The following is a 17464-nucleotide window of genomic DNA, read 5'->3' on the forward strand; positions in this document are numbered from 1 at the left end:
ATAATGGAAGCTAAGCTGCAATCAAAACGTGGAATTAATTTGTCTCTCAGAGGCAAGTTGACGCTTGCTATTGTGTCCGTATTGCTATTTTCTGTTACGTTAAATACGGTCTTAAGTTTTCTGAACTTTGAAAAACGGCTCACAACAACAAGTGACTCGATTTACCAAGTTGTCCTACAGGAAACTTATAGCGATATATCACAAGCGTTAAGTTTTGGCCTCCCCCTCGCTTCCATCACCAATATTCAATCCTTGATTGAACGCCGCTCGACTCTTGTCTCAGGCATTAAAGCTATTGAAGTCATTGATATTAATGGCAATGCTCTCTTTGCGATTGGAGAGCAAACACATGAAGCAGAGCGTGTTTTATCAAAACCTATCGTCAACACCTTTAACATCGTGGTTGGAGAATTAAAGCTTCATTATGCCACTTCACAGCTCTCGATACTTACCGATACCTTGTTTCAACACCAGCTGAGTTATGCTGTTTTTTGGATCTTTGCCACAGGGTTTATTGGTTATGTCACTCTTCGGTATTTATTGAACTCATTTTCATCGGTGATTGTTCATGGTCAGCATATTTTAGATAACCACAACATAGCGAAAGAAGATAAGTTGCTTGCAACACAAAAGCTCATTCTACACGCGAACAAAGGCAAGCGCTGGCAATCGGCAAAAACCAAATCCTTTCCTCTGTTGGTTATTTGCTTAGCCATTACATTAACGATATTTGCCAACATTAGTAGTTCATACCAATCAATGCAGTTGTTCTCATCTGTTTATCAACAACAACTAGAACAAAAATCGAGTTTGATAGGCCATACGCTCACCACCATGGTTGAGAGACTGCTAGGACACGGCATTCAATTAAATAAACTCAATGGTCTTGAGCAAGAATTTGCTCAATATATTGAACATCACCCGGAACTGATTGCCATAACCTTGCAACAGAACCACCAAACGCTTTATCACTTTCCAGAGCATATCTCACCTGTAAATCAGGGAGTAAACAATACGCTCAAAAGCACGTCTGATACCCAAATAGAGCTCAATGTCGCCACCGATGACAACCTAATCATCCAGTTAATGAAAGACAGTGCTATGGATATGCTAACTGTGCTGGTTGCCTCTTGCCTCGTTGTTGCCGAAATTATTCTATTCTTCTGTAACTATATGATCCGCATGCCTTGGCATCACATCAAACAGATGCTGGTTAATGCGAACAGAGACATGGTTAGCCACGTCAGTAATATCAGAAGTACTGATGAAATAGGAAGGCTCATTGCCAGTCTGCGTCTATTGATCGTAAGCTTTCACCCAACTCAGAAAAAACATGTATTAGACAGTCAGGACTACCATTTTATTCGTCTGCCAATGTTTATCTTGGTTTTTGCAGAAGCCGCATCCCTCGCCTTTTTCCCCAACTACGTAGCAAGCCTACCTACCAATCAAACTTGGTTACCAGAAAGCTTGATCACGAGCCTCCCTATTTCGCTCTTCATGTTATGTTGGGCTATTTCACTGCCCTTCGCTGGCTATTGGTCAGACAAAGTAGGACGCCGCCGTTCACTGATCACAGGCGGCATCATTACCAGCTTAGGTTTACTCGCAACTTCTCTGTCATCCAATCTTGAGTTATTGTTAGTGACACGGGCAGTTACTGCCATTGGTTACGGTATCGTCTTTATTTCTGCTCAAGGGTATGTTTCCGATACCACCAGCGACCACAATCGAACGAAGGGAATGGCAACATTCTTGTCTGCTTTTTTCTCAGGTTCTCTGTGTGGCGCGGCAATAGGAGGGATACTGGCGGACAAGTTAGGTTACGCAACCACATTTGCTTTAGCCTCAATTCTCGGGTTTATCAGTGTCCTTCTTGTCGCAAGTTTCTTTGAAAAAGGCCAAACCAACCAACAAAGTAGGCCAGTACAACTGAGAGACTTTAAATTGCTGTTCAGCAATAAGTACTTTGCACTCATCACCCTTTTTAGTGCAATACCTGCCAAGGTAGTGTTGACGGGCTTTCTCTATTACATCTGCCCTGTTTACCTTCAGTACCTCGGTGAAAGCAGTGCCGTGTCTGGGCGCGTTATGATGGGATACGGACTCGCTATCATCGTTATCTCCCCACTCAGTGCCATTTTGATCGACAAGTGGGATCGCAAAATCAGTTTTATTGTTCTTGGTGGGGTGATCTCTGCCATCGCTCTGCTCAATATTATTCTCCTCCCCGGAACGGTTGGCTTACTCGCTATCGTTATCATGATTGGTATTGCACATGGGATATGTATATCGCCTCAGGTACCTTTATTGGTCGATTTACTTGCAAATCAAGACATCGATAAAGGAAAGATCATCGGTATTTTCCGCCTAACTGAAAGACTGGGAAATATCGCTGGCCCAATGTTGGCCGGACTGGCTTTAAGTCTCTTCCAGTACGAAAAAACCATCATGATGTTTGGGATTGCACTACTTGTCAGTTCATTAACCCTAATCGCCTTCTATTTACTCTTCACTCGTAGGGATCGTGAACAACTGGAGGCGATAAAATGATAAGACATTTTCTGTTCGCGCTCATTTCATTCAGCACACTATTTTCTTTGCCAATATCAGCCAATGAAGACAGTAAACATGTTGTGATGTTGCTTTGGCGTGGTGTCACTGATGCAGAACGCGGATTCATGGATTATTTGTCGAAACAGCGAGCAGTCACGTACACACAATTAGATGCCCAGAAAGATAAGCAAGCTTTGCTTAAGCATCTCAGCCACATTAATGAGCTCAAACCGGACTTGGTGTATACATTTGGTACAACAACCACACTCGCATTGCTTGGTACCGTAGATAAACCCAGCAAGTTCCGTTTAAAAAAACAAACACCTGTCGTATTCAATATCGTCACCGACCCAGTTGGCTCACAACTGTTAGAAGAAGGTAAACCTCGTCCATTTACTGGCGTAAGCCATATTGTGCCGATATCTGTTCAACTGAATGTTATTGAACAACTGAAAGGTATCCATCGTATTGGTGTACTTTACAATCCATTAGAGAACAACGCCGTATTAACCGCCAACAAGCTACAACAGTTAGCTCAACAACACAATTATACCGTTTCGCTATACCCGCTTCCTATCGTTGAAGATCAGCCAGATTTAGCTGCACTACCTCAAGTCATCACTGCGATGAAAGCGGATCAAATACAAATGGCTTACTTGCCACCAGACTCCTACATCATCTCGAATGGAGAAACTATCGTTCGTCAACTGCATCAAAACCAGTTGCTTACGTTCTCTGCTACCGAGACACCGCTACGAAAGCATCAAGCGCTTTTTGGTGTCGTTAGCCGTTATTACAACGCGGGACAGTTCTCAGCGCATAAAGCCGAACAGATCTTGAGTGGGGAGTCACAACCTTCTGAAGTTCCCGTCGAATCTCTAAGTCAGTACTCATATATCGTCAACATCGATGCGGCAAAACAGCTGGACTACTATCCTCCCGTATCGATTCTTAAAATATCCGAACTAATAGGTAATACACCATGATGTTGTCTTGTAATTGGTTGTCTAAACATCATCAATATCTTCTCATTGCCCTGCTTGGTGCGAACCAATCGGTAAGCGCTCAACAAGCGACTGGGCCTTCACGCCTACTTTTAACTACACAAAACTGGGCCCCTTACCAAACTTATCAAGATGGTGAGATGCAAGGACTCGCTCTAAATGTTGTCAAATGTGCCCTAGGTAACATGGGCCAGCCTTATCAAATCACCATGACAGGTTGGTCAGACGCTCAACTTCATGTTCACAGCGGCACACAACATGGTTTTTTCGTTGCAAGCCAAACACAAGAACGTGATGAATACGCCACCCTTTCAGCGCCAATCGCTGAGCAAAAATTAAACTGGTATTTTGGCCCCGGCGTACAAGCCCAAATCGACGAATTGTCAAAGGTAAATCTTAAGTTTTCTGCCAAGTTTGGGTCGAGTAAATGGTTTTGGCTTAAACGTAATGGTTACAACGTAGTGAAACAACCAAGAGATGCTAGAGTGTTACTAAGGCTTTTAAAACAAAGGGAAATTGATGTTGCCTTGGAGGATGAGTTGGTGTTCAAGACTGAGCTTGAGACCGCTGCTATGCCCAAAGATTACTTTCGAAGTGAACTGGTTGAAGTTAAGCAAATGGGTGTTTATTTCTCTAATCGTTTCCTAAAAAACTACTCTGGCTTTCTAGAAGCCTTCAATTCAGCTGTAACTAAGTGCGAGGGATAGCCGGTGGCAATCAGTATTCATTTGATTTCTGTACCCGCTGAAGAGGTCGTAACCTCACGCGTGATTTATTTACCAGAGCAAGGAGGTGAGCTTGGTCGGGCACCTTCATGTGATATCGTTTTACCCGATCAACACAAGCGGATCTCCCGTGTGCATGGTCAGATTACACGTAATGGTAAAGGGTATACCATTAAAAACATGGGAAAAAACCCTCTTCAGCTTAACGATAAGCCATTAACTTCAAACAAGGATTATCCCCTTAGTGATGGGGATATCATCAAGATCGAAAATTATTCAATGTTGGTATCTACTTTTGCCAATTCAACAAGCACAGAAGAAGAACCACAACATGAAGAACCATCTATGAGCCAACCATTCTCTCTAAATTTAGAAGATGAAGATGCAGACTTTCTTGAAATGGCCTCCCTGTCTCCCGATATCGTGGAAGAAAGTCCCTTTTCACATAAAAATGTACTGAGTGATGACCCATTTTCTAGCGATCCATTTGAAGACATAGACGCAGAAAAAATTGACCCAAACATCGAGTTAAGTGGCGATCCAGTGCCAAGGGAAGATTTTCGCGATCCAAAGCATCACGAATACCTGCCAGTGTCTGAAGGTAAAGACACACAAATCGAAGCATCCATCGATAAACTCATTACCATCACGGAAAAAAACCAACAATACCTTCGTAACCCCATGTTGCAACATGAAGTTCTTTTTCAAGCACTTGAACAAACGATTGATCAATTTCTTGCAGAACTTGAACCCTCGCAACTAGAACACCAATTTAACGAGTATATGTCTGGCGGCTTATTCTCTAGTAAGGAGAAACGTTATTGGCGGATCTACCGAAAACACTTCAAGCGCCGTCAAGACAGCGGAGATTTCAGAAGGCAGTTTAAAGCACTATTTATGGAAAACATGCAAAAAACACGAGAGGAAAAGTAATGGTTCGATTATTACTGTTTCTCACCATCATGATCTCGGGTTGCTCGTCTGACTCGACTCCCGTCGTATCGCAATACCGTTTAAAAATCAGCACGGATGATGCGATAAATCCAACGGGTTATAACGATGCGAATCCAGTTGTCATTCGAGTTTATCAGCTCACTGACCAACAAATGTTTAACCAGCTGCCTTTTATCGATTTGTACAATAACGATGTTCAGCTACTTGCGGCTAACCTTGTCTCTAAACAAGTACTGCCCGTTGCATTACCGAAAACAACCACTGATGTGACATTAGACATCAACAAGAACACTCAATATCTCGCCGTATTGGTCGAGTTTGCCAACTATCAGCAAAGTGAGCCGAAGTCGGTCTCAACACTTCCAGGCAACGATGACCAGTATTTACAACTGTCCGTTTCAGGTTTGAACGCAACATTAGAAATCATCACACCTGATTCCAGTTGGTGGCAGATCTTTTAATCACCGTTAGTAGATAGGGAAATCACGTGGACGCATTTAAGAAAGTAGTATGGCAAGAAGGTATGTTCATTGCCCCACAACATTTTCAACAACAAGACCGATACGTTCAAAATTACATTCGTCAGAACGTAGAAACACTGGCGGGCTTTGCTCCATTCTATGGCATCACCGAACTCACCATTAATCACGATTTACTGAAAATCGGAAAATTATCAGTAACAACGTGTTCAGGAGTATTTCCAGATGGCACGTACTTTGACTTAAAACGAGAAATTGCCATTGATATCCCGCAAGGAACCATCGAGTCAAACGCGTATCTAGCCCTGCCAATTTCACTTCAAGGAAACAACGATTACAGCAATACTGAATCTGCTCAGTCTCGCTATATCACTCAGTCTATCGATGTGTTCGATACTGCCACCACAGATAATGCCAGCGTTGAAATTGATGTAGCCCACTTAAATATCAGTATTAAGTTGGAAGGCGAAGATATGTCAGGCTTTACGCTCATTCCTGTCGCAAAGATTCTTGAAAGTACCGAATCGGGAGACGTCATTCTTGACCGAGCTTTCATTCCGGCTTGCTTACATTATGGCGCATCACAGTTCCTCACTGAGCGAGTGAAAGAGATCCATGCCCTAACCAGCAATCGTGCATCCAATCTACTCAAACGAATTCAGGCAGGACAAGGGCAAAAAAGCGCCCAGTCCATGATGCAAGATTATCTCTGGCTTCAAACTCTAAATACTTGGTTGCCTTGGTTTGACCTAACCATCAGCAATGACAAGCTGCAAACACACCAACTCTATGAAAAGCTGAAACAGTTTGAAGCACAAGTGATGGCGTTAACACCCGCTATTCCTGATGTGTGCCAACCATTGCAATACCACAAGCTGTATCAGAATTTTAATCCGCTGTTTTCTAGCCTTAGAAATTTACTGACATTAGTTCAGCAAGACTCTGTTATCGAATTCCACTGGGACAGTTCATTATTCGAAAAACGCCGCCTATTGCGCACTATGATCAAAGACCCAAGTAGTGTAGCTAATCGTCGCTTTGTGCTGAGTGTTAAATCTAACGTCAGCAGTTCTGAGCTCAACGAGTTGTTTCCGATATCAGCCAAGCTTAGTAACAACAACCGCATCGTTGATATCGTGCGCAACGCCCTATCTGGAATCCAATTGACACCATTACCGTTAGCGCCTAGCGAGCTAAAACCAATGCAGGGAATGGCATATTTTGAAATCGACACCTCCGATCGCATGTGGACGGAAATGCTTGAAAACAGAGATGCAATTGCACTGCATATCGACGCCCGCATAGCAGAATTGGACGTCGTTTTGTACGCGCTGAGGTAGCCAATGGACTATTTAGACGAAGACACATTGGTTTGGGATGGCGGCGAACAAAGCTTCGTTGCCCCTAATAGCACACCAGATCAACCTAAAGATAAGCGCGTACTGGTCGGTAATCAGCAAATCGAATTTCTTCGCCATTTTGATAAGGCTGAGAATCAGCTCATTAATATTAGTAGTGAATTACTATCGATCACATTAAAAATCCAGACACTCCCAGAACCAGAAGACCTATCGACACTAAGACATCAGCTTGTTAAAAGCATTAACGAGATCAAAGCAAAAGGTGCCGAATTAACCTATCCCGTCGCGGTTATCGACAAGCTGTGTTTTCTATATGCCGTAGTATTAGATGAATTCATCATCTATACAGACTGGGGAGAAAAGCGAGGTTGGGAAAACAAAACGCTCTTAAGTGAGCTTTTTGGCATGCGTAACGGTGGTGAATTGTTTTTTACTGTCGCCGACAAAGCACTACGTCAACCCCATAAACTGATCGACCTACTCGAAATCATTTACATTTTTCTTAATGTGGGATTTCGTGGTCAGTATCAAGAAGCTGGTAGTGAACAAAGAAAGTTATTTATCCACCAGCTGGAACAAATCATTAGCCAGTATCGGCAAATCGGTGGAATTTTCTGCCACACTAAAGTCACCTTACCCAAAGTACGTAAACCCTCACGCAAAAAGCGTTACTGGATCACTACCCTATTTTTTGTCTGCCTTATCACAACCACCATTGCACTAACCCAATTTTGGTACAACAAAACGCATGACCAGCGCGCACGTGATTTTAGTTTTTTAACCGATTACAGCCAGCGATATGTGCTCTCTGGTGAAGTAAGTGACATCGTTTTTATTAGTAGCGATAAGGATTTACAAAGCGCACCTCAACGTGGGAGTAAGTTGGAAGCCATCGCATCACCAACTGTTACGGTTGCACCTTCCCAAACAGACTGGTTGGTTCAACTTGCGACTTTTTCAACCGAAAAAAATGCACGTGCGTATGTCAATCAACTCCCCCCATCGAGTTATCACACACAAGTTGATCAGTATCGTGCTTATTTCAGAGTCATCATTAGAACAGAGTCCATACAACAGGCTCGTGAGATAAAAGACTGGTTCAGCGAGAAAGCGAGCATTAAACCCATTATTGTTCAGACCTCTGGTTCAGTAGACAGCAAGGAAGAATCGAATTAACTATGGCTATGGAAGCACCAAACACTCAAAAACCGTCGAAAAGCAAGCTAGTAGTGATTAGCCTGCTTGTTTTCATCCTTCTCTCAGGAATTGTTTTTATCAGCGCTTGGTTTTTGTTTTCTCCCACATATTGGATCCAAAGCTTAATTGCAGCGCTATTTGTCGGTATGCTCAGTTGTGGACTTTGTTTCTGGCTACTTTGGCGGAAGAGAAGTAAGCCAAAGGCAACACAAGAACATTTGCTGATCCAGAAACGCAAGAAGCTACTTGCGCTGCATTTTAAACGTATGCTAAACGCACAAAAACGTAAAAAACGCCTGACCAGTCGGTATGATCAGCCTATTTACTTACTGCTGAGTGAAGAGCCTAATAAAGATCGAAGTATCATGACTCAGATGGGTTATGAAGCCTATAAGGTTGACGATTTTGGGAATGATATTGAGTTCCCGATTCTATTCTGGCTCAGTGAGCACTCGATTCTCATTTCTATCAGTCAGGGAGAGGATCAACACCCTGAATATATCCAAACATTGTGCCGTTGTCTGATTAAATGGCGCCCTCGACAAGCCATTAATGGCTTGTTGCTTTCAACCAAGGTAGATAGCCTACTAAAAAGCAGCGAAGCGATTACCCAACACGCTGATCAGCAAAAATCGCAAATAAAAACCTTCAATCATGTGTTTGGGTTAAATTTGCCGATTTATAACATCATCACAAATATGGGTAATATCGCCGATTTTTGTCAGTTTTTCTCTGCATTTGACGAAGCAAAACGAAATGAAGTCTTTGGAGCCACATCGCCACACCAAAAACATGGCGGTATCGATGCTAACTGGTTTAATGATGAATATGACCATCTTATATCGCAACTCATTGCGAACATGAGCACTGCACTCTCAGGGCAATTAAACCAAGATTATCGAACGGCCATTTCCAGCGCACCTTATCAATTTGGCCTATTGAAACAAAGCTTATGGTTGTTCTTACAACGATTGTATCGAGGAGAACAGCTTAGTGATGGCCTTCAATTTAGAGGTTTTTACTTTACTCACACCGGGCAAGAAGGTGAAACCACCGATTTGCTCGCAAGTGCCGTCAATCTTGCTTTGGGGCATGAACACTACAAACATCACCCACAAATACCAGTCCAACAAACACTGTTTGCACAACACCTCATGAGTCATGTGGTGTTAAATGAACACACATTAGTTGGTGTGAATAAGCGCAAACAGAACTTCCTATTTTTTGCTCAAACCGCCTACACGTTCACGTGGTTAGCGATCCTTGGTTTTGTTTTGGCTGTCATCAAATTCGATTTTGACTACCAAAACCTGCGTGAAGCTCGTGCGGATAACATGCTGGAAAGATATAAAGAAGCCATTGCCGCAGCACCATATGATATTGAAAATATGGCTGACAACATTCCCAATCTCTATTCTCTGCACAAGATATACGCGTTGTACCTCCAACCAGAGCCATGGTATTCCTTGCCTTTCTTCCCCAGCTCTAGCATTAAACAAGAGGTAGAACAGGCATATTTCAATGAGTTAGAGCAAGTGTTGATCCCATCTATGGAAAATACGCTGGAGAAAGATTTATTTGTCTACGTAAACTTAGAAGATCAGGCAAAAACGCTCTCTCTACTTAACAGTTATCGCTTACTCTTCAATAAGGAGAGGACGAATATTGAAGAGCTAAAAAGCTATTTTATCAACAACTTACAAGAACAAGGAGAAGCAGACAGCGTCAACCTTGCCCAATTGCAGGTCCTTTTAGATGATGTGTTTACAAAAGATCTGGTCCCCGTTAAGGCAAATGTCGAGTTAGAGCAGCTCGCAAAGAAAGTAATCAATCAAACGGGTGTTGAGACACTCTTGTATGATCACATTTTGAACTCAGCCAAGTACGCTTCACGCATTGATGTTCGCCATGAACTTGGCAACCAGTTTTCACAAATCTTCCATTTTTCACCCCAGTACGTGGGGTATATGGTTCCCTACCTATACACCCCTTCCGGGTTCAATGAGTTGGATCTGTCTGTCGACTCACCAGTATTAAAAGAAGCCCTTTCTGCCTATGAAGGAGTCGCAGGAACAGCGCCAAGCGCACTCGAGATGTATCGCATCAGTCGAGATCTGAAACAGATGTATCAAAATGACTACATTAACTATTGGCGTGATTTCATTGCGAATATCAGTGTTGTAGAGATCAACGACTCTGCGGCTTTAAATAACACCTTAGACGTTCTCACTGCAGCAAGCGATAACCCGGTATCAAATCTGTACAACATCATCAGTAAATACACAGCAGTCCAGCTCATGACACCAAGTCAGGACCAAAATGAAAGCGCACAGTCACAAGCAGATATTGATAACGACAAAGTCGAATCAGCAAGACAAATTAAGCTGAGTTTTCAAGAATTCCACAAACTTGTTGCCACAGACGAGCAAGGTCAAAAGCCCATTGACACCATCCTAGGCTTGCTCACTAAAACTCAAAGCTGGCTCAGTGACTATTACAGCAGTAATGACCCACAAAAACTGGCTTATCAAACCCTTTCAGCGTCACTGAAAGCCAGTAATCCGATCTCAACCTTATCCTCACTCAATGACAATCGACATATCTTATTGGCACAAATTCTGAAAAACATCACAGTACAAAGCAATGAGATGCTATTAAGCCTTGCCCATCAATATCTCAACACAACTTGGCAAAAAGAGGTCTATCAACCCTATCAACAAACCATTGCAGCATTTTATCCCTTCAGTCGCGGTGCGACATCGGAAGCCAGTATTGCTGATGTAAAAACCTTTTTTAAATCCAGCGGTACATTGGACAGCTACTACAACAGCAAACTAAAGAGTTTTATTAAAGCTGACGATCATAGCCCTTACCTACCGGGCTTATTACCCAACTCAGGCTTAGCACTGGACCCTAGTGTCTGGCAGATGATCGAGAAAGCAAGCGACATACGCAGTGCACTATTTTTAAGTGACCCGAGTAAAGTAACCGTTCAGTTTCAGATCAAAGCCTTGGAGATGAGTGCAGACATCACTGAATTTTCTATCTTTGCCGAAAAACCGATATTCAGCTATCAGCACGGGCCTATGCTATGGAGTAACCAATCTTGGACAGGAGAAAATGAGCTGACAGACAGCCTCACCTTTGAACTGAAAGCCCAACAGCAATCATTAGATAATCAGCAATACAACGGGCATTGGAATTGGTTCAGGTTGGTCGAACCAAGAGTGAAAAATGCAACATCACAAGATACTCATATTGAGTTCAGCCACGAAGGAAGCAAGGTTCGCCTTGCGATTCGAACTCAAGGGCAAAGCAACCCATTTGTACCGGGATTCTTTGCTGGCTTTACGTTACCAAGCAGTATTTGATTTGAGATGACATTGACGATAACGACCAACACTTCTCAACGAGACCGGATCGTCCATTTACTTCGGCGATCCGGTTATCAGCTTCATGAGTTCATTACAAAACATAGCGTCAAAGCCAGCCACCAAAACTACGGTTGTGTGGTAATCAAAATCGCTTTCTCGCAAGCCAAAAAGCAGCAGCTCCTGCAAGAAGCACAATTTCTCACTCAACACCGTGCTGAATCTTGGCCAGAATTGTTGGATTACCACTCTTCACAAGGCATCGATTGGGTAGCATTGCCTTTTTGTGGCGAGCGGCCGACCCAGAAAAATATTTCCAATATTTACCAACTGGAGAAGCAGGTTGCCACCATACTGACGAGCATACACAACATAGGGTATATCCACGGAGACATTAAACCTGAAAACTTGCTCGTAAATGACCAACAACAAGTGACGCTCATCGATTTTGGTAGTTTGGTTCCTATCGGCGCAGCATACCAATCTCATCAAGGTTTAACTGCCAGCCCAAAATACTCGTCACAAGCTCAACTCACCGGAACCGGATTGGCCAAACCCATAGATGACTTTATCGCACTGGCGCGCACACTCGCAACGTTAACCACTCCTTCATTGCTTCCTTCCTGTTATCAAATGTTGCTTCTAAAAGACACAGGCTCTAAATGAGCTGGATAACCATTTGAGAAATCAACCGTCATCCTGTTTTCTCACCAACCGTGAACTTTATGAACAAAACCTTTTTTATGCTCAATATTCTTTTTATATACGCTTTAAAGACAAAGATTTAACACCTTTTTAACCTTAAACACATCTGCAAGGTTGAATCTTCCCTTCCGAGCAGACCAAACATATAACGATAAGTGCATTTCACTAAGAGATGTACGCCTACATAAGGAACGTGAAACATGTTTAAGGTACTCAAACCAACACTGGCCGCTTCGATCATCGCTGCTTCATTTTCTTTCAACGCTTTTGCAGCTGATCTCGACAAAATCCACTTTCTAATTCCTGGTGGCGCTGGCGGTGGCTGGGACATGACCGCTCGTGGTACGGGTGATGTATTGGTCAAAGAAGACATCGTTGAGAATGTCTCATTCCAAAACCTTTCTGGCGGCGGCGGCGGTAAAGCCATCGCACACCTTATTGAAACCGCAAAACGCCAAGAAGACACACTGATGGTGAACTCAACTCCCATCGTCGTTCGTTCACTCACAGGTGTATTCCCTCAGTCTTTCCGTGATTTGACCCCTGTAGCCGCGACCATTGCAGATTATGGTGCAATCGTGACCATCCCTGATTCAAAATACAACACGTGGAAAGACGTCGTGAAGGATTTTGAAAGCAACCCTCGCAAAGTGAAAATTGCAGGTGGCTCAGCGCGTGGCAGCATGGATCACCTTGTGGTTGCAGCCGCCTTTAAAGGCGAAGGTTTTGATGCCAAGAAAGTACGCTACATAGCATACGATGCAGGCGGTAAAGCAATGGCAGCATTGCTCTCTGGTGAAACGCAACTTCTGTCTACCGGACTTGGTGAAGTATTGGAGATGTCAAAATCTGGCCAAGTTAAAATTCTTGCCGTCACTGCACCTGAGCGTTTAGCCGCTGCTCCAGATATCCCAACACTTGCTGAGTATGGTAATGAGACTATATTCGCTAACTGGCGTGGATTCTTCGCCGCTCCTGGGGCAAGCCAAGAAAAAATTGATGAGTGGAATACGGCTCTGAAGAAAATGTACAAGACAGACCAATGGCAAGTGGTACGTGACCGCAATGGCTGGATTGACAACTACAAAGCAGACAAAGATTTCTACGCATTTCTGGAAGATCAAGAGAAGCAGATGGGCGACCTAATGCGTGAACTTGGTTTCTTGAAATAACCCACCAGTGAGGGCTAACTTGCACCAGCCCTCACATTGACCGGTCACTCCGGTTAGTGGTTAACCTTGTTTTTGCCGTACTTAAGATTACATTCAAAACTCCTTTGTTTATTGCGAAATAAACAGGTAAGTAAATTGACTAGCAGCAATCCGCTTACCCTTTGGTTAATGGCCACCCTGAAAACATTTTCATTAACTTCTTAAGTACGGTTTTTCTTTACCCAACCATCTGCACCGCGAATAAGGTCATGCGTTTGTCGCTAATACCAACAACTCAAGCAGCATGGTTCAGAACTTCATATGGAGTTGGATATGTCGGATCTGCCAACGAAATTGATGAGTAAAGAGTACCTACTGTGCCGCGATCGTGTCGGTGCAATGATATTCTTGCTTCTATGCCTATGTTACGGCTACCAAACGTCACAAATTCCTCTTTTCCCCGGAGATGAGTACGAACCTTTTACGGCCAGAACGCTTCCTACCCTGCTTACTTACGTAGGTATTGGGCTCTCACTACTTTTATTGGTCACTGGTCAACCAGACAAACAAAGTGGCGCAGTGGTCGGCTTTAACTGGAAACTGCTTGGTGGTTTTCTTGCTCTGATGGCGCTCTATGGTGTTGGGCTGACTTACCTTGGGTTTGTATTAGCGACAGGTTTCTTTCTTCTTGCCGGTTTCTACTTACTCGGAGAGCGCCGTAAAAGCATTCTTTTTGGGGCGTCATTTCCATTCGTGATCGCCTTCTACCTTCTTCTGACTCAGGGACTGGATATTTATCTGGAACCGGGGCTGATCTTTACCCTTTGGGCATCGTAATTTAAGGACTTGGATTATGTTAGATGGAATCTTACAGGGTCTATCGACCGCAGTGATGCCAATGAACCTGATGATGGTGATCGTCGGTTGTTTCGTCGGCACCTTTATCGGCATGTTGCCGGGGCTTGGACCAATTTCCGCCATAGCGCTAATGATCCCTATCACCTATGGCCTAGACCCTTCTTCTGGCCTTATTTTGATGGCTGGTGTTTATTATGGTGCAGTATTTGGTGGTTCAACTTCTTCGATTTTGATCAACGCGCCGGGCTGCTCATCCACCGTAGTAACCGCATTTGATGGCTATCCAATGGCGCAAAAAGGACAGGCAGGTAAAGCATTAGCACTGGCAGCGTATTCATCATTTACTGGGGGCACTTTGTCCGCCATTATGCTGCTCGTGGCAGCGCCCGCGCTGGCAACTGTATCGCTGAGCTTTCAATCATCTGATTACTTTGCACTGATGCTACTTGGCTTGTCTGCCGTTGCTGCTTTTGCTGGTAAAGGCCAAGTCATCAAAGCATGGATGATGACGGTATTGGGCTTAATGTTGTCTACAGTAGGAATTGATAAAGGCGTCGGTGTGGAACGTTTCACCTTCGGCCTAACCGATTTGATGGATGGTTTTAGTTTCCTACTATTGGCCATGGCGACTTTTGCACTCGGTGAGACCTTAATGGGGATCTTGAAACCCGAAAAAGATACCCGTGACGAAGAACAAAACCGAATGAGCAATATCGGTTCGATGAAGGTCACCAAGGAAGAAATAAAAGATGTTGCGCCGGTCTCGATCCGCTCTTCAATCTTAGGTTTCTTTACTGGCGTCCTTCCGGGTGCAGGTGCAACCATTGCGGCTTTCCTTAGCTACGGTATGGAACGCAACCTTGCTCCGAAAGAGAAAAAAGAAGAGTTTGGTAAAGGCAGTATTCGTGGCCTTGTAGCACCGGAATCAGCCAACAATGCAGCATCAAGTGGTTCGTTTGTCCCTCTGCTTACATTAGGTATTCCGGGTTCGGGCACCACTGCCATTATGCTCGGCGCATTGATCGCATACGGCATTCAGCCTGGGCCACGCTTGTTCGTTGAACACCCAGACGTGTTCTGGTCAGTGATTATTTCCATGTACTTTGGCAACATTGTGCTGGTTATTTTAAACCTGCCGCTGATCCCATATATCTCCAAGTTACTGGCGGTACCTAGAACTGTGCTGCTGCCGATGATCCTGTTCTTTTCCATCACTGGGGTATATCTAGTCTCCTTCAATACCATGGATGTATTTATCATGTTGTTGATTGCGATGGGCGCCATTGCCTTGAGGCTAGCCAACTTCCCACTGGCTCCATTGCTACTTGGCTTTATTTTAGGTGGCTTGATGGAAGAGAACTTACGCCGAGCACTGATGATCAGTGATGGCGAGCTCAGCTTCCTATGGGAACGCCCAATTACACTGATCTTTACTGTTCTTGCTGTCTTAGTTCTATGTAGTCCAGTATTGGTAAAAATTGTCCAGAAACTGCGCCCGGCGCCTGCAAAAATGGAACAACCTCGATAATTACTACCGCATGATTAGGTCTTCAACCTAAATTTAGGAGCTCATTTGAGCTCCTTTTTTTGTTTAAAAATCCCGTCGCTTATAAGGCTGTTCGATAATTGCACCCAAAACAATTAGAGCATATACTCTAAAGTCATTTTTTACATCGAGCCCGGCTATGACGTTACGACCATTATCTGTATTACTTAGCTGCCTGAGTTTATACGCGCCACTTTCTCTAAGTGCCACCATCAGCTTTGATCAAGCTTGGCAGCTACTACAAAAAGACAATAACTCACTAGCTGCTCAACGTGCCAATGTTGAGCGCTATCAGCATATTGAATCGTCTACGTCTAACCTCAATCTACCCTCGGTTTCCATTGGTGCCAACTACACTCGATTAGATTCAGATATTACACTATCTGGTAAAGACTTGTTTGAGAGCACAGGTCAAAGCCTGCATGTGCCGCCAAATCTAGCGCCGATACTTGGCCCTGTGTTAGCTCAAGCTGGTTCGGTCACCTCCACCATCACTGAGCGTGATATTTTCACTTCATCAATTCGTGCCATATGGCCAATTTTTACTGGTGGGCGTATCAGCGCAGCGCAATCCGCAGCTGAAGGCAAAGTGGATGAGGCCAAGAGCCAGCTTGCGATGGAAACTCAGGCACGTTTCGAAGATTTGAGTAAATACTATTTCAGCGTATTGCTCGCTAAAGACGTACTGGAAACACGAACACTCGTTGAGTCAGGTTTAACCAAACATCGCGACAATGCCATTAAGTTAGAGCAACAAGGACAAATAGCTCGTGTTGAGCGCCTTCAGGCTGAAGCGGCACTAGATAAAGCGGTCGTCGAACGTAAAAAAGCCCAGAAAAACCTCGATATCGCTCAAGCAGCGCTAACACAAGTACTCAATCAACAAGCTGTTGTTGAGCCGCGTGATTCATTGTTTATTAATGACACTCTCCCACCACTGGATGCCTTCGTCGACCAAACACTCACTACCTACCCTGGGTTGGATTTGTTGGATGCTAAAGAAAAACAGGCCTCCAGCCTTATCAAAGCGGAACAAGGTAAATACTACCCTGAAGTCTATTTATATGGTGATTACAGCCTTTATGAAGAAGACTCTTTGGCCTCCAAAATGAAGCCTGACTGGCTCGTCGGCATTGGCGTCAATGTCCCTTTGATTGAATCTTCAGGTCGCAGTGACCAAATTAAAGCTGCTCATAGTGCCGTCTCTCAAGTGAAATATCTTAAGGCGCAGGCGAAACAAGACCTCAGCGTTTTAGTACAAAAAACCTATCTTGAAGCCCAACAGGCACAAGAAGAAGTGCAAGGTTTAGACTCAAGCCTCGCACTGGCCAACGAGAACTTAAAATTGCGCGACAAAGCCTTTTCACAAGGGCTATCTACCTCAACAGACGTTGTCGATGCACAGCTTTACCTAGCAAGCATTCAAACACAGCAATCCGCAGCGAAGTTTAACTACCTGCTCTCACTAACCAAGCTGCTCGCCCTGTCCAATGAAATGAACACATTCACTCAATACCAGCAAACCGCCACTAGTGCGGCAACTAAATAAGGATCCAT

13 protein-coding genes are annotated in these 17464 nt (G+C 43.9%); all 13 read left to right on the forward strand.

The features are described 5' to 3' along the window. The first annotated feature begins 3 nt into the window (after positions 1 to 3). The 13 genes from ACQEXS_RS16950 to ACQEXS_RS17010 all read left to right on the forward strand — a co-directional run bounded on the left by ACQEXS_RS16950 (position 4) and on the right by ACQEXS_RS17010 (position 17456). On the forward strand, positions 4 to 2553 hold the full coding sequence (locus ACQEXS_RS16950) for an MFS transporter (RefSeq protein ID WP_427014614.1): 2550 nt from the start codon (positions 4 to 6) through the stop codon (positions 2551 to 2553). Then, positions 2550 to 3542 carry an ABC transporter substrate binding protein gene (locus ACQEXS_RS16955; RefSeq protein ID WP_427014615.1) on the forward strand — a complete coding sequence of 331 codons (993 nt, stop codon included), beginning with the start codon at positions 2550 to 2552 and terminating at the stop codon, positions 3540 to 3542. The genes ACQEXS_RS16950 and ACQEXS_RS16955 overlap by 4 nt, the downstream gene beginning before the upstream one ends. Further along, positions 3539 to 4267, forward strand: coding sequence for an ABC transporter substrate-binding protein (locus ACQEXS_RS16960; RefSeq protein WP_427014616.1), 729 nt, complete (start codon positions 3539 to 3541; stop codon positions 4265 to 4267). Before ACQEXS_RS16955 ends, ACQEXS_RS16960 begins: the two co-directional genes overlap by 4 nt. 3 nt (positions 4268 to 4270) lie before the next feature. Then, on the forward strand, positions 4271 to 5218 hold the full coding sequence (locus ACQEXS_RS16965) for an FHA domain-containing protein (protein ID WP_427014617.1): 948 nt from the start codon (positions 4271 to 4273) through the stop codon (positions 5216 to 5218). Next, positions 5218 to 5700, forward strand: coding sequence for a type VI secretion system lipoprotein TssJ (tssJ, locus tag ACQEXS_RS16970; protein WP_427014618.1), 483 nt, complete (start codon positions 5218 to 5220; stop codon positions 5698 to 5700). Before ACQEXS_RS16965 ends, tssJ begins: the two co-directional genes overlap by 1 nt. A 26-nt stretch (positions 5701 to 5726) precedes the next feature. Further along, positions 5727 to 7058, forward strand: coding sequence for a type VI secretion system baseplate subunit TssK (tssK, locus tag ACQEXS_RS16975; RefSeq protein ID WP_427014619.1), 1332 nt, complete (start codon positions 5727 to 5729; stop codon positions 7056 to 7058). Positions 7059 to 7061: 3 nt separating this feature from the next. Then, positions 7062 to 8255 carry a type IVB secretion system protein IcmH/DotU gene (icmH, locus tag ACQEXS_RS16980; RefSeq protein WP_427014620.1) on the forward strand — a complete coding sequence of 398 codons (1194 nt, stop codon included), beginning with the start codon at positions 7062 to 7064 and terminating at the stop codon, positions 8253 to 8255. Positions 8256 to 8257: 2 nt separating this feature from the next. Then, complete coding sequence (tssM, locus tag ACQEXS_RS16985) at positions 8258 to 11647, forward strand: type VI secretion system membrane subunit TssM (RefSeq protein WP_427014621.1); 3390 nt, start codon at positions 8258 to 8260, stop codon at positions 11645 to 11647. Between the two features lie 6 nt (positions 11648 to 11653). Next, positions 11654 to 12313, forward strand: a complete 660-nt coding sequence (locus ACQEXS_RS16990) for a protein kinase domain-containing protein (protein ID WP_427014622.1) — start codon at positions 11654 to 11656, stop codon at positions 12311 to 12313. 239 nt (positions 12314 to 12552) lie between these two features. Further along, entirely contained in the window at positions 12553 to 13524 is a 972-nt protein-coding gene (locus tag ACQEXS_RS16995; RefSeq protein ID WP_367986527.1) for a tripartite tricarboxylate transporter substrate binding protein, read from the forward strand. Positions 13525 to 13836: 312 nt separating this feature from the next. Beyond that, positions 13837 to 14340 carry a tripartite tricarboxylate transporter TctB family protein gene (locus ACQEXS_RS17000; protein ID WP_427014623.1) on the forward strand — a complete coding sequence of 168 codons (504 nt, stop codon included), beginning with the start codon at positions 13837 to 13839 and terminating at the stop codon, positions 14338 to 14340. A gap of 16 nt (positions 14341 to 14356) precedes the next feature. Further along, on the forward strand, positions 14357 to 15889 hold the full coding sequence (locus ACQEXS_RS17005; protein WP_427014624.1) for a tripartite tricarboxylate transporter permease: 1533 nt from the start codon (positions 14357 to 14359) through the stop codon (positions 15887 to 15889). A gap of 157 nt (positions 15890 to 16046) precedes the next feature. Then, a complete protein-coding gene (locus ACQEXS_RS17010) occupies positions 16047 to 17456 on the forward strand; it encodes a TolC family protein (RefSeq protein ID WP_427014625.1) in 1410 nt (469 codons plus the stop codon). Positions 17457 to 17464: the final 8 nt, after the last annotated feature.

This window comes from Vibrio sp. TRT 17S01 (genome assembly GCF_050113695.1).
Lineage (GTDB): Bacteria > Pseudomonadota > Gammaproteobacteria > Enterobacterales > Vibrionaceae > Vibrio.